Origin of the sequence: Paenibacillus polymyxa (assembly GCF_018614975.1) — a bacterium.
Lineage (GTDB): Bacteria > Bacillota > Bacilli > Paenibacillales > Paenibacillaceae > Paenibacillus > Paenibacillus polymyxa_E.
Genome location: NZ_JAGGNR010000016.1, coordinates 117,013 through 131,503, shown reverse-complemented (window position 1 = coordinate 131,503; position 14,491 = coordinate 117,013). Strand labels below are relative to the sequence as shown.

The window sequence follows — 14,491 nt, the reverse complement described above, 5'->3', positions numbered from 1 at the left end:
CATATCCATATCTATATCCATATACAAAAATAAAGGTCTGGATGATCTCATCCAAACCTTTTTTCTATCCATGCCCCTAACTAGGTTCCACCACTGCTGGCAGCCGAGTTCCGTCTTTTATTAATCGCATGCACGCCCATGACTACCGCAATTAATTCATACGTGTCCAGTTGTTCCGACTGGTTATCTAATACAAATGCCCCTGAACTAAACCAGCCCTTGGTGCGACGGAAACTTGCCACGATGCGGCCGCCAGCTCCACTGATATCATATTCCTGCGAAAATGCTGGAGCATAGACCTCATACGTTCCACGTGATCCTGCATCATACTCATACTTCTTGCTGAAGAAACTAAACCTTGCTCGCAACACACCCAGATGTCTCCCATCCGCTGCAGTGATATCCCAACGATTCGTTAACATGCGGAATTTGCCGCTGCAAACCAATCCCGAGTTATCTGATACATCGAGCGAAGAACCAAAAACACTTTTCAAATCCAGATGCCCTGCCTGTTCCTGATTCGGATTCATAATCTCGGTGTAACCCGCGTTAAAAAAGTTATCCCTGAAGTATAGTTCCATTACGCTTCCTCCTTTCCCTTACGGATCCTTTTGTTCTCTTTAACCTAATCTCGCAACAAGCACACAATATATCTATATTTACGTATCATTAATGGGATTCGATTCAAAAAGTGTATCATCACTGGATGTAAAAAACGAGCAACCCTGGTTGCTCGAATCCCGTTCAAGTTGTCCCTGTCATCAGACCTCAACTTTTTTGTTGTTCAGATAAATGGTAGCCCACACCAAGATAACTGCTACGATTACTTCAAATATAGTGCTTCCCCACATGCCGTCCGACCATAATACGCCATTGGCTGTGATTGAGATCCCTGTACTTTCTTCGGTGTAACGGAACATCTCATTTGGACTGAAGCGTCCTGTCATAATGATATTCTCCAACCAGCCAATCAGATTAACGAGGACCAAGAATGCAACGATGCCAATCCATGGCCCAGTTCTCCAACGGAAGCTGCCTGCAATCGAGATCGAAAGGAAGATGATAACGGTCATGAATACCATAACCCATGCGCTAAACAGCAACAAACTAATATAATCCGAAATATGCAGACCCGAAAGATCAATATTGCTAGCCATGTTCATTCTTAGCTTCATTGAAATATAGATGTAGGCATGAGTCGCAAAAATAATGACTAATCCCAACCCGCAAAGAGCTCCAAAGATCAAAGGAGACAACACATGGGATAGGCCCGTTACGGGTAAAAGACGGCGGTTATACGAGCGGATATTGGACGTGTATGTTTTGATCATTTTCACATAAATAGCCACACCTACTCCAACATAACCCATAATGCCAAGCACAACCCCTGCGACCTCAGACATGAAAAGGGAAAGCGCCACTTGCGCAATAATCAAAATAACCAGCCCAGCCAGCAGTGTATTCCAGTTCCTTCTAAAGTCATACTTCAATAATGTCATCATTCCGCATAGACCTCCTTGAACATCTCATCCACACTTTTGCCATATTTCAGACGGAGTGTTTCCACTTCTTCCCGCATCACCAGCTCGCCCTCGCGAATAAAGACAACTTCATCAAAAATTCGTTCGATATCATTCACAAGATGCGTGGAGATAATGAGACTGCTGTCTTCATCATAGAATTTGACGATCGCATCCAGAATCTTGCCTCGCGCAACCGGATCTACTCCGCCAATCGGTTCATCCAGCAAATACAGACGAGCCTTACGAGAAAGTGCCAGTGTTAGTTGTAGTCGTTCATTCATACCTTTCGACAGATGCCGTACCCGGTCACTCTCGACAAGGTTCATGAAGTCCAGCATCTCCCGCGCCTTCTCCTCATCAAAATCAGCATAGAAATCGCGATAGTAAGCAATCGCATCCCGTACTCTCATCCAATTCTCGGTTAATGGGCGATCCGGCATAAATGAAACCAGCGCTTTCGTCTCCAGCCCAACAGGCTTACCTGTGACTTGAATCGTTCCGCTGCTCGGATGCAACAAACCGGCAACCAGCTTCATGAGCGTACTTTTGCCACTGCCGTTGCTACCCAGTAGACCAACGATTCGCCCTGGTGCAATATCCAATGTGATATTACTGAGCGCTTTCTTATTGCCATATGTTTTATTGATCTGGTTTAGTTCAAGGATGTTACTCATGCGTTGTTCCTCCCTTTCCTTCCGCAACGGCATCAGCTACGATGGATAAGATATCCTGCTCTTCGATCCCCAGCTCCTGCATTCCGGTCAGAAAGCGTTCCAGCAATTCACCGGCCATCTCTTTTTTGATCGTCATAATCTTCCGCTCCTCACTGGTCACATATCTGCCCAAGCCCCGTTTGGTTTCAACCACTTCTTCCCGCTCAAGCTCCTGAAATGTCCGTTGTACTGTATTTGGATTGATCTGTAGTTCAGCCGCCAGTTCACGAACCGAAGGAATTTTGTCACCTGCCTGAAGGGTCCCGGTTACAATCTGTCTTTTGATGTACTGCATGATCTGCAGATAGATTGGTGAATTGTTATCAAATTCCATAGTCACAAAGCTCTCGCTCCTCTCTGTACTGGTGTGTTAGTTACATAGTACACTAGTGAAATAGTGTTGTAAAGCCCATTTGTTAAATTATCTATTCGCTCAGTTGATGAGTAAGCTTTGGTTATCGAAATACATACAAAAAAAAGAGCAGATCGTGAAGATCTGCTCTGCATAACTTATTAGTCGTATGTCATCTACTTTACACGATATCTAGAGGTACTTTGCCTTTAGGTGCAGGGAATGCCTCATCCAAACGGGCGAGCTCCTCTTGTGTCAAAACGATATTCACTGCTGCTGCATTGTCTGCCACATGATTCAGCTGTACCGCCTTGGGAATCGCCAGCACATCTCCGTCCTTGATCACCCAGGCTAATGCGATCTGCGAAGTCGTAACTCCTCGATCCTGTGCAATCTCCTGAATGACTGGATGCTCCAACAATTCACTTCGAAGTCTGCCACCCTGTGCCAGTGGACAATACGCCATTACAGGAACGCTCCGTTCCCGCATCCAGGGAAGCAGATCATGTTCAATACCACGCGAAGCTGCATGGTAGAGCACCTGATTCACCATGCACTGAGCACCCTCCGGCAAACTCCATAACTCCTGCATATCCCTTGTATCCAGATTCGATACACCCCAGCGAAGAATTTTACCGGATTGCTTTAATTGTTCCAATGCCTCAACCGTCTCTTCGAGTGGTACTCCTCCGCGCCAGTGAAGCAAATACAGTTCCAGACGATCTGTGCCAAGACGCGTGAGACTACGCTCACAAGCCGTAATCATCTGCTTGCGATCTGCATGATGGGGATATACTTTGGATACGAGAAAAACTTCATCACGATGGCCCGAGATGGCCTTTCCCGTAACAACTTCTGCCCCACCTTCTGCATACATCTCCGCCGTATCAATCACGGTCATTCCCTGTTCAATACCAGAACGCAGTGCATGCACTTCTTCTTGCTGGCTGGATTGCTTCTCTCCCATGTTCCATGTACCTTGTCCTATCGCAGGCAGGGCAGTTCCATCCGGAAGCAGAATCGTGCGTGTTTGATTACCATGCATCATCTATATTCCTCCAATCTGAAGACTTATGGACATTGCGACCTCTCTAACGACGATTATACGAATCATAAATCATGTTATCACTCACATGTCTCCAGTGGCCCATCATCATGGTATACACCTGATCCAGTGGCATGGTGAGGCTACTCTGGGCAACGCTGATGGTCGCATCGACCATATTGCTGTTAACCGTCATCCATTTGCGTTTCATCCCGTTCTGGCGATCCAGGAAACCTTTCTCATCTCGCAATTTAACCCCAATCATTTTCTGTCCCATCAATTCATACATAAAAATATTCTCAACGTCTCTCCAGGCCACTGCTCCTCCTGCGGTATAAGAAGATGCATCCACAAACCCATCCTCATCGATTACAAAAGAAGGTTCCTTCTTAATCATCTTTACCAGACTGTAGCAGAAACATAGCCCAAAAAACAAAATGGACAGAAGTCCAATGACACCTGAGAGAATGGAATGATTCGCACCTGAAGAACGATCAAAAATCAAAAAAAATCCGGCTGCCACAAAAAGTGCTGCCCCTGCTGTGAGCCACGCCATTCGTTTCCGGTTTGGATATTCCACATGCTGCTCATAGGATGTGCTCAACGTGACGTTCCTCCTTCATTACGACTGAATCATAAAAGTTTTATATAAACGAATAGCTATGAACCAAATACCTGAATGTAGACCAGGAATTGCATTGTACATTAAACCAAATTCACCAATGTTAAACATTAAATTAAGACCATTTTTCGTCATTTCTGCGCTTATTCAACATTAGGATTCGTCATCCTTCGAGCAAATCCTTTTAACACACCTATATGAATTGAACGAAAGAATATTTACCCGGGTCACTTCGATGACAGAACAACCTTCTGATCGCTGTTATCCCCCCCCTCCCATCCTTAGTCGTATTGTCCTATCCGTCGCTTTCCGTTAATATAAATGGAAAGGTTAGGAAATTAACCAATTCGAATTCATGGTGGGAGGACAAGCAATGATGAGTCAGCGCGGCATAACATCGGAAGATCTTTATCAGATTACATGGGTTAATGATCCAACTCCGTCCCCTCAAGGCGGACAACTGGTATATGTAAGCCGGAAAACGAATGAAGCACGTGACGGTTATTGTTCTCACCTGAGACTGCTGCATCTAGGGAGTCAGAAGGACAGGCCCTTTACCTCTGGTGAGAAGGATCATTCCCCTGCCTGGTCGCCGGATGGGTCCCAGCTTGCCTTTCAACGAGAAGTTGATGGAAAGTCCCAAGTGTGGATTATCGCATCAGATGGCGGAGAAGCACAGCAAATCAGTCACCTGAAACATGGCGTCAGTTCCTTTCTCTGGTCACCAGATGGTCATACTTTACTTGTGAAATCATCCGTGGATATGAGCGGAGAAGAGGAATCAGAACATACAGATCACATAGACGATAAACCCAAACTGCTGCAAGAACATGTTGTAGACCGGATCCGCATGAAGTCAGATGCCAGTGGATTATGGAACGGTCGACGTTCCCACCTCTTCACTCTCGCACCGATCGATGCGGAAGCAATTCCTGTAACTAGAGGTCATTATGACGTTGGAGACTACGCCTGGTCCCCGGATGGAACATCCATCGCTTGGATCACGCAAATGCCTGAAGAAGGCGAGGATCATAACGATTACACCCTGACCAATCATGTGTACCTTGCCAAGGCAGACGGATCAGATGTGCAGCAGTTGACCCCGGAAGGATATACGTTCAGCCGACTGGCCTTTGCACCGGATGGACAATCCATTGCACTGCTCGCCAGTGACCGTTCCTATGGAAATGCCACACTTGTGAAGTTGTACACCCTTCAGTTATCAGGTGGTGAACTCGTATGTCTGAGCACGGATTGGGACGTGCAACTGAATCACAGCATTGTTGGTGATATGCGATCACATCTGACAACCACGGGGCCTGTATTCAGTCGGGATGGTTCATCCATTCTCTCTCTAGCGACCATTCATGGTAGTGTACGCATTGCCAAATTCGCGATAGACGGCAGCAGTGCCGAGTATATATTGCCTGATGAACAGGAGATTTATCAATTTGCCGAATTGGAAAACGGACAGATCGTTGCCGCTGTTGCCAATACGCGCAATCCCGGTGACCTCTACATGTATGAACAACCGGAAGATCCCGGGGTAGAACCGATTCAGCTTACCCGCAGCAATCCACAGCTTGAGGATGAGATCCATCTCAGTACACCCGAGACCTTCTGGTTCAACTCCTCGGATGGCCTGCGGCTGCAAGGGTGGATCATGAAACCTCGTGGCATGGTCGACGGGGTCAAAATCCCGACCATTCTGGAGATTCATGGCGGCCCGCACATGATGTATGGTTTTACATTCATGCACGAGTTCCAGATTCTTGCCGCACAAGGCTATGCTGTTGTGTACATCAATCCACGCGGAGGGCTTGGATACGGGCAACAGTTTGTAGATGCCTGTCGTGGCGATTATGGCGGTGGCGACTATCGCGATCTTATGGAGAGCGTAGATTATGCCCTGTCCCAATATGAGTTTATCGATAAATCCAGACTGGGCGTAACCGGAGGCAGTTATGGTGGCTTCATGACCAACTGGATCGTTGGACACACCGATCGCTTTAAGGCCGCTGTTACCCAGCGTTCCATCTCCAACTGGCTATCGTTCTACGGTGTAAGTGACATTGGATATTTCTTCACGGAAGACCAGATTGGCGGTAACGCGTGGGATGACACGGAAAAGCTGTGGAAACATTCCCCGCTCGCTTATGTCGGCAACGTGAGTACTCCGCTGCTCATTTTGCATGGCGAACAGGATCTGCGGTGTCCGATTGAACAGGCAGAGCAATTATACATTGCGTTGAAACGGCGTAAGCAGACCACAAGGCTTGTTCGTTTCCCAGGTGCCAACCACGAGTTATCTCGCGGAGGTCATCCTCACTTAAGGGTACGCCGTCTGGAGCATATTGCCGGATGGTTTAACGAGTATCTGTAACGGACTAATAATTAGACTATTAATTAGACTATTAATTCATAGTATAGAACCAGATATGGATTCAACCCTCAGAGCCGCCCGTTGAAATCGGTTATGATTTCAACGGGCGGCTCTGGCTGTTCACCTTTTATAGAAGGGAAGATTACTCTTCGCCCCATACCACGGTAATTTCATTCAGATCCTTGTTGGTTGCAGACACAGAACCCTTGATCGTTACGGCATATTTTGGTCTGGTAATAGTCTTTGTACGATGTTCCAACGGTTAGCAATTATACACGCTCAACAGTTGCGAAATTAACCAATGTATTAGATAATGATTTGTCGATTTGTGGTCGAAGGAACGGAACTCAAGGGGGATTAAATACGATGAATAACAATAACAGTACATTTGACCAGTCTATTAACCGGATCTCTACCGGATCAGAAAAATGGGATGCGCTTGAGGATATCTTCGGTGCTGCTGATGCGCTTCCGATGTGGGTGGCCGATATGGATTTCGCTGCTCCACCATCCGTCATTCAGGCCCTGCAAACACGGATGGAACACGGGATTTTTGGTTATACAGTACGGACTGAGGCATATCATGCAGCTGTTGCAGGGTGGATGGAACGGCGCCACAACTGGAAAATTAACGATGACTGGATCGTATTCACTCCAGGTATTGTGCCCGCACTCAGCATCGCTGTACAACGATTCACTGATCCGGGAGATGCTGTGGTTATCCAAACTCCGGTGTATGCGCCCTTCTATGAAGTAGTACGTGGTCAGGGCCGTGAACTGATCACCAATCCTTTGGTAGAGAATAATGGTCATTACACGATGGATCTGGAACAACTGGAATCCAGCTTGCAGACCGGTCGGGTCAAAATGCTGATTCTGTGCAGTCCTCATAATCCGGTTGGACGGGTATGGACTCGTGAGGAGCTTGAAGGGCTTACGTCACTGTGTCTGCAATACAACGTACTGATGGTTTCAGATGAAATCCATGCCGATCTTGTTCATCAGCGCGGAACTCATACACCTCTGACCCTGATCTCGGACGCCGTCTCTGATCTAAGTATCATCTGTACGGCTCCAAGCAAAACGTTCAACATTCCTGGCCTCTGCACATCCAACATCATTATCCCCAATGCCAAGTTACGGGAATCGTTCGCGCAGGGTGTGAAAACGATGGGACTTGCCAATATCAGCACACTGGGGGCTGTTGCAACCGAAGCTGCATACAACGGAGCCGAGGAATGGCTAGATGATTGTCTTGCCTATATCCGTGGAAATATGGAGTATGTACAGCAATATGTTGCGGAACATATGCCTCGGATTACACTGCATCTGCCCGAAGCAACCTATCTGTTATGGATGGATTTCCGGGAGCTGAATATCCCACATGCACAACTATGCAATATGCTGCTTCATGAAGCAGGGCTTGCTTTCAATGACGGGAGCTTCTTTGGAACGGAGGGTACAGGGTTCATGCGTATTAATGTAGCCTGTCCACGTTCCACGGTTGAAGAGGCGATGCGCAGGTTATCTGTGTTGTTAAGCAATGTGTCGGGCAAATAAGCTGTCAATTACATCTATGTGCGTTGCGAACAAAACGTGTACTGTTCGTTAAATGGTGAATATTTGTCAAAATAGAAAAAGGGGTGCCCCGTAGTCAAGTCCATGACTCACATTCATGGTCAATGACTGCACAAGGGGAACTCCTTTTGTATTCGATCATTTTATTTAATTGAACATAATTAAAATTACAGTGACATCGATATCGGCATCGGTGTAATTCTGTCGCACAACCTGTTCAGCAAATCCCGATCATGACTTATGATCAGTAATCCCAGATCACGCTGGCGAGCCACTTCCATCACGGTATGCCAGATCTGTGCCTGAGTGATCGCATCCAGCATCGTTGTCATCTCATCTGCGATCACATAACGTGTCGATGTACCAAGTGCTCGCGCCACACAGAAACGCTGCAGTTCTCCACCGGATAATTCACTCGGCCTACGGTCCAACCAGGTCTGCTGAATACCCAAAGCTTCGAGCAAATGCTCATCCTGCACAGACGCCTCCTGAAGTACACGACGCATCCGCCAGCGTGGATTCACGGCTTTCTCCGGGTGCTGGAACACCAGCTGAACCGGGCATACTCCTGTACGAGGAAGTGGTTTCCTATCCAGAAGTACTTGTCCTGCTGCGGGTTCGGCATATCCTGCAAGAATGCGACCAAGGCTTGTTTTCCCACAGCCACTCGGTCCCCACAAGCCAACGACTTTGCCTTGTTGCACCTGCATATTCATCTGCTGAAACACCCACGATTTCTGATCGTAGCGGTAACTTACATTCCGTGCTTCAAGTGACATGGAAACACCTCACTTCTCCGCCTCGTATCTGACGAAGCTCTGGACGTTCACTGATACATACAGCGGTTGCTGCATTACATCGGGGAGCCAATGAACAGCCTGTGGTGATCTCTTGACCTGCCAACGGCTGGGAACCTGGGAGTGGCTGAAATCCGTTCTGCGGCAACGCATTCCAGAGCGCTTTCGTATAGGGATGACGCAGACGTTCTCCATTTCCCTTAAAATCATCAACCAGCGCCGTCTCTACATTGGTCCCCGCGTAAAATACAGCGATGCGATCGGCTGCCGTCAGGGCAGTCGTGATATCATGAGTGATCCATAGAATGCCTACACCTTGATCTGCGAGTACACGAAATTGTTTCATTGTCTCGGCCAACACTTCGGGATGAATGCCTGGTGTCGGCTCATCGGCAATGATTAGCTTGGGCTGACCCGTGGTCGCTGTCGCCATCAACACCCGCCTTGCCATACCTCCGGACAACTCAAACGGGTATTTCCCGGCTGTTCTCTGAGGAAGATGATAACGATCCATCAGCTCCTGCTCCGTCTTTTTCACATGGGATCGAGTCATGAAGCGGCGCTCTCGACCCGAATCTCGGGTTACCGGCTGAACTTGTCTCCCCACCTTCATCAGCGGGTCCAAATAACTGACGGATTGCGGGATTAACACCAGTTCATCACCACGTAGTTGAAGCTGTCTCTCCATGGTCAAAGGTTTCTCCGCATAGCTAATGCTGCCTTCCATCTTGGCACTAGCAGGCAGAATGCCCATAATGGCTTGCGCCAGCACACTTTTCCCCGATCCACTTGCACCTACAACAGCCACGATCTCGCCCTCGTTTATGGTAAGATCCAGATTCTGAATGACGTAAGTCTGTTCGTGCCCAAACCAGCCGCGAGCGCGCCGAAATGACACCGACACTCCCTCAATTTCAAGCAGAGCCATATTTACCTCACCTCCCTTGAACTACCTGTACCCGTCAATGTCTTCAGACTGTTGCCCAATACATCAAACGCACGAACAACCAGCAACAGCGCGAGTCCCGGGAAAAATGCAAGCCACCACATGCCAGCAGATAAATATCTCATCGACTCTGACAAAATAATTCCAATTGCCGGTTGTTGCGGGGACAACCCCAGCCCCAGAAACGTAATGGCTGCCTCATGCAGAATCGCATGGGGAAAGATTAGCAGTACGCCCACGAACAGTTGCGGGACCAGATGTGGCAGCATATGCTGCACCGCAATCTGTAACCGCGATTGACCCAACTTGTGTGAAATCTGAATGTATTCTGCGGATTTCAGTTGAATCATCTCCGCTCGTACAATCCGGGCCAGATTCGGCCAGTGAGTCAGCGCAATCGCTGCCGCCACACCTGCCAAACCTCCACCGAATACAAAGGCCAGCATAACCAGCGATACCAGATGAGGTACACTCAGGAACAGGTCGATAATCCACGAGATCACCCGGTCAGCAGCCTTGCTTGAAGCGGCAGCCAAACCCAATATCATTGCGATCAATCCGCCACCACATGCAGCAAGTAATCCCACTTGAATGCTGGTTGCCAATCCTTTTAACGTACGCATGAACATATCTCTTCCGAGCCAATCTGTGCCAAATGGATGCGCCCAGGTTGGAGCCAGATTCCGATCCATTAATGAGGTTAGGGTAGAACCAGCAGGAAGAAGCCTGCCCGTCAACCACACAGCGGCAATCCAGATCACCGCAAGGCTTCCCCAGATCACTGCTCTTTGGCGAGGATTGCGGAAATTTTGGTCTCTGGCACCCGTATAACCTTTTCTCGTTTGGCGTGTTGTTCCTGTTCCTTTTCCAGTCTCAGCTTGCAGTAACCCCGGATTCATGTTGAAGCTTACCTCTTGAGTCGCAGTTTTCACTTTTTGTACTTGGGCTGTTTCTGCCGCCTGCTCAGAGGAGTGTTCTACCGTCTGCTTCATGACATCAGCTCCTCCTTCATCCGTGGATCGATCATACGATACAGAATGTCGGCAACCATATTACCTGTGAAAACAAAAATCGCACTGCACATCACAAGTCCAAGCAGCAGTGGAACATCTCCACGCAACCCAGCCTGAACTGTTGCCTGACCCAGCCCAGGGTACGAGAATACCTGTTCCGCAAGTACGGCTCCCCCGAACAGTTCACTGAACGAAGCAAACTGCAGTGTGATCGCCGGCAAAACAACATGTCTGAACCCATGTCGACGGAACAGCTGAAACCCTCGCTCACCTCGTGCTCTCGCAAACAGAATATAATCTGACTCCAGCACATCCGTAAGCTTCTGCCGGGTATGCAAAGCGATGGAAGCTACCCCGGTCAAGCTGAGCGTCAACGCTGGCAGAATCATATGAATAGCCCGATCTCCCCATGTGACCTGATCAGCTGACATTCCTGCGGGTACCCCAAGACCAACTGGAAGCCATCCGAGCCACACCCCAAATACCATCAGCAGCAACAGCGCAATCCAGAATACCGGCGTGGAGGCCAGCGTATAACAATACCAGCAGATCAGGCGGTCCAACTTCGAATCCCGTCTCATGGCAGCAACTACACCAAGAGTGAAACCAATGATGCCGGATAATATCCAAGCTACAGCCATAAGCGCGACAGAATTCATGAACCGTTCCTGGATAATATCCGCTACAGGCTGTCTGTAGATCATTGATGTTCCCAGATCTCCCTGCATCAGCGCTTGTCCCCAGGTTAGCAATCGTTCCATGGGAGATTCATTCAATCCCCAACGTTCTTCGATTAAACTGCGCTGTTCCGCGCTTACCCTGATCATATCCCCACCAATGTAGGCTTCGATCGGATCAACAGGAGAGAATTGCATTAATATAAAAGACAACACACTGACTCCAACCAATAGAGAAACAAGTCGCAACACTTTAAAACCAACAAATCTGGCCCATCCATTCCTGCCCGTCATCCAATCTCTCCCCAATTCAGGCTAAAGCTACCGCTATGCTTCTTATTTCGCGCTGTTATCCCAGGACCATTCCTCCAGATTGGTTGTCACCGGCCAGCCGTGACCATGGGGATGGATCTGTTGCTGGCCAATGTTCAAGCCGTTCTTAACCAGATACAGATGATCTATATTTACGAGCCACGCCCAAGGTGCATCCCCCTGATAACTGAAACCTGTTGTTCCATCCCATTCCGCTTTCTGCCAGAAGGGCAATGCCTCTTCCTCACTGGTTGCCTTAAGGGCCTTCTCCATCCATGAATCCACGACAGGATTACTGTACAGTCCCACATTGTAATATCCTTCTCCCTTGTGAGTACTGCTATAGAGGTTATACGTCTCCAGTGGATCATGACTGCCCCAACCAAATAATACAGCGTTGGAGTAAGCCATTTTTTTCGTCTCTTCACGGCTTTTGCCTTCAACATTGATTTTGATTCCCGCCTGGGCTACCATATCCGCAGCAGCCAGTGCCAGAGATTGTCTTGTTAAATCACCTGCAAAATAAAGCAGATTGAACTCGGCCTTAACGCCGTTTTTCTCGACGATACCATCACCATCCGAATCCACCCAGCCGCCAGCCGCCAAAATGCGCTTCGCTTCTTCGAGATTTGCATCCGCAAATACAGCTTCCACATTACTCCAAGGCAGATCATCACTGACGGAATAAGCTGGACGACCGTACCCTTCCAGTACACCCTCAACCAAAGCCTTGCGATCAATCACAACGTTCACCGCTTGGCGAATCGCCAGATCGGATGTCACATCATTCCCTGCGGGAAGCCCATCGCCCGACTTGGCACCAGCAGGTTGCATGGGGAACATGATGCCACGGTTATCTACCGTTTTCACGGCCTCTAATGTCATGCCATTCACCTCTTGCTTGCTAAACGCTGCCGGGATCGCAGCAATATCCACCGTACCTGCCTGCGCAGCAGCGTAGGCTGCATCTTCATCCAGATAGAGGAAGGTGAGTTTGTGGAATACAGACTTGTTACCGTAATATTCTTCATTGGCTTCAACGATAGCCTGTTGTCCTTTGTCCCACTGTACCAGCTTGTACGGTCCTGATCCGACGGGTTGTTCTGCATAATCAGCGCCATAGGCGTGTTCAGGCACAATGCCAAGTGTCGTCAGCAGACTGATGAATGTAGACTGCGGCGAGTTCAGTGTAAACACGACCGTGCTATCGTCAGGTGCCTGCACATCAGCCATATTGGTCAAATCAATCACAGACCCACTCTGGGCAGCCGTATCAAACGTAAATTTTACATCCTCAGCCGTAAGCGGCTCCCCATCAGAAAATTTCACATCATCTCGAAGTGTAACCGTCCAGGTCAGCCCATCTTCACTAACTGAGTATGCCGTAGCCAGATCGTTAACCAGTTGTAGCTTGGCATCCCTCTTCAGCAAGGTACTCTGGAAAAGTGGCGAACCATATTGCCCCCATCCGGTTGTTGGATCAAACCCGCCTTCCGGCTCAGTGCCCACAGCCAGCACCAATTCGTTTTTGGTTAAGGTTGTACCTGATTGTCCATCCTCTGCTGATGAAGCTGTTGGCGCTGTGCCCTGTGCACAACCAGATAAACCAATGGAACATACAAGCAAGATGCCTAATCCTGTTCTAACTGTTCGTTCTCTCCATCTCCATGAAAATCTACCCATTCTGGTCGTTCCCCCTCTGAATATGTGCTGCACTCACTTGTTTCGTGTTACTTTTTAGAGAAATTGTAGCACAAAAACCAAATCATATGTCAACAAAGTTCACTTCACAATCCATATTTTTTCATATTTCAGAATTAATCATTAAAAAGTTATATGAACGAGCAATTGAATCGCCCTATAAAGTTAGGTATTGTAACAAACATCAAAAAAACAGACGCATTTGGCTTCTAACCAATGGTCTGTTTTTTCAGGTTCGCTTTATTTTTAATTACACCCGTATTTGTCTTACTCCGCAGAGCGATGATGATGGCTGTGACCATGCTGACCCGCACTTTGATTGTGATCCAGACTTTGATCCGGATTGCCATCCTGACCGCTACTCTGAGCATGAGCCAGTTTGTTGAGTTCATCTACATAAGTCACAGACAGCTCCGCATACAAAACACCTTTTTGCACCTGGATCTGTTGATGCAGATGACGCAATCGTCCCAGATTCCCTCGTACGGCAATAACCTCCAGGCATTGGTCATGGTTCAGGTGCACGTGCATATTGGAAATGATGTCATGATGCGCCTCGTGCTGCAGCTCCATCAAACGAATGGGAAGATCACTGATATGGTGATCATAGACCATCACAATGGTGCCTGCCACATCCTGGTCGGATTGTAATGCAGAAGGTTGAAGTAATGTTTTGCGAACAAGATCACGGAAAGCCTCAGATCGGTTTTTGTATCCCTGTTCCTCAATATACTGGTCAAACTGTTCAATCAGAGCTGTAGGAAACGCCACTCCGAACCGAGTCAAATCTTCTTTATCTGCCATACTTCTCCTCCTGCGCCCTCATTTG

14 protein-coding genes are annotated in these 14,491 nt (G+C 48.1%); 2 read left to right on the top strand and 12 right to left on the bottom strand.

All coding sequences use genetic code 11. The features are described from left to right. Window positions 1-80 precede the first annotated feature (80 nt). From J7E78_RS16330 to J7E78_RS16305, 6 genes are all read right to left on the bottom strand, one after another. Complete coding sequence (locus J7E78_RS16330) at window positions 81-581, bottom strand: LURP-one-related/scramblase family protein (RefSeq protein ID WP_215077287.1); 501 nt, start codon at window positions 579-581, stop codon at window positions 81-83. Between the two features lie 180 nt (window positions 582-761). Next, the gene (locus J7E78_RS16325; RefSeq protein ID WP_215077286.1) at window positions 762-1,502 is read right to left on the bottom strand and encodes a hypothetical protein; all 741 of its coding nucleotides are present in this window, start codon (window positions 1,500-1,502) and stop codon (window positions 762-764) included. Next, window positions 1,499-2,197: an ABC transporter ATP-binding protein gene (locus J7E78_RS16320; protein WP_215077285.1), complete on the bottom strand. Its 699-nt coding sequence runs from the start codon at window positions 2,195-2,197 to the stop codon at window positions 1,499-1,501. The genes J7E78_RS16325 and J7E78_RS16320 overlap by 4 nt, the downstream gene beginning before the upstream one ends. Continuing rightward, window positions 2,190-2,576 carry a GntR family transcriptional regulator gene (locus J7E78_RS16315; RefSeq protein ID WP_215077284.1) on the bottom strand — a complete coding sequence of 129 codons (387 nt, stop codon included), beginning with the start codon at window positions 2,574-2,576 and terminating at the stop codon, window positions 2,190-2,192. The genes J7E78_RS16320 and J7E78_RS16315 overlap by 8 nt, the downstream gene beginning before the upstream one ends. A 193-nt stretch (window positions 2,577-2,769) precedes the next feature. After that, window positions 2,770-3,633 (bottom strand): aldo/keto reductase, encoded by an 864-nt coding sequence (locus J7E78_RS16310; RefSeq protein ID WP_397330585.1) that lies wholly within the window; start codon window positions 3,631-3,633, stop codon window positions 2,770-2,772. 46 nt (window positions 3,634-3,679) lie between these two features. Then, window positions 3,680-4,237 carry an STM3941 family protein gene (locus J7E78_RS16305; RefSeq protein WP_215077282.1) on the bottom strand — a complete coding sequence of 186 codons (558 nt, stop codon included), beginning with the start codon at window positions 4,235-4,237 and terminating at the stop codon, window positions 3,680-3,682. A gap of 391 nt (window positions 4,238-4,628) precedes the next feature. Here J7E78_RS16305 and J7E78_RS16300 point away from each other — a divergent pair, with 391 nt between their 5' ends. Together J7E78_RS16300 and J7E78_RS16295 are read left to right on the top strand one after the other, a co-directional pair. Beyond that, window positions 4,629-6,638 (top strand): S9 family peptidase, encoded by a 2,010-nt coding sequence (locus tag J7E78_RS16300; protein WP_215077281.1) that lies wholly within the window; start codon window positions 4,629-4,631, stop codon window positions 6,636-6,638. 366 nt (window positions 6,639-7,004) lie between these two features. Then, the gene (locus tag J7E78_RS16295) at window positions 7,005-8,198 is read left to right on the top strand and encodes a MalY/PatB family protein (RefSeq protein WP_215077280.1); all 1,194 of its coding nucleotides are present in this window, start codon (window positions 7,005-7,007) and stop codon (window positions 8,196-8,198) included. A 185-nt stretch (window positions 8,199-8,383) separates the two neighbouring features. On the opposite strand, the gene J7E78_RS16290 is transcribed toward J7E78_RS16295, so the two are convergent. The 6 genes from J7E78_RS16290 to nikR all read right to left on the bottom strand — a co-directional run bounded on the left by J7E78_RS16290 (window position 8,384) and on the right by nikR (window position 14,466). Beyond that, on the bottom strand, window positions 8,384-8,995 hold the full coding sequence (locus J7E78_RS16290; RefSeq protein ID WP_215077279.1) for an ABC transporter ATP-binding protein: 612 nt from the start codon (window positions 8,993-8,995) through the stop codon (window positions 8,384-8,386). Continuing rightward, window positions 8,985-9,941 carry an ABC transporter ATP-binding protein gene (locus J7E78_RS16285; protein ID WP_215077278.1) on the bottom strand — a complete coding sequence of 319 codons (957 nt, stop codon included), beginning with the start codon at window positions 9,939-9,941 and terminating at the stop codon, window positions 8,985-8,987. The genes J7E78_RS16290 and J7E78_RS16285 overlap by 11 nt, the downstream gene beginning before the upstream one ends. 2 nt (window positions 9,942-9,943) lie before the next feature. After that, the gene (locus J7E78_RS16280) at window positions 9,944-10,951 is read right to left on the bottom strand and encodes an ABC transporter permease (RefSeq protein WP_215077277.1); all 1,008 of its coding nucleotides are present in this window, start codon (window positions 10,949-10,951) and stop codon (window positions 9,944-9,946) included. Further along, window positions 10,948-11,943, bottom strand: a complete 996-nt coding sequence (locus tag J7E78_RS16275) for an ABC transporter permease (protein WP_215077276.1) — start codon at window positions 11,941-11,943, stop codon at window positions 10,948-10,950. Before J7E78_RS16275 ends, J7E78_RS16280 begins: the two co-directional genes overlap by 4 nt. A 42-nt stretch (window positions 11,944-11,985) precedes the next feature. Next, on the bottom strand, window positions 11,986-13,644 hold the full coding sequence (locus J7E78_RS16270; protein ID WP_215077275.1) for an ABC transporter substrate-binding protein: 1,659 nt from the start codon (window positions 13,642-13,644) through the stop codon (window positions 11,986-11,988). 285 nt (window positions 13,645-13,929) lie between these two features. Further along, the gene (gene nikR, locus J7E78_RS16265) at window positions 13,930-14,466 is read right to left on the bottom strand and encodes a nickel-responsive transcriptional regulator NikR (RefSeq protein ID WP_215077274.1); all 537 of its coding nucleotides are present in this window, start codon (window positions 14,464-14,466) and stop codon (window positions 13,930-13,932) included. Window positions 14,467-14,491 lie beyond the last annotated feature (25 nt).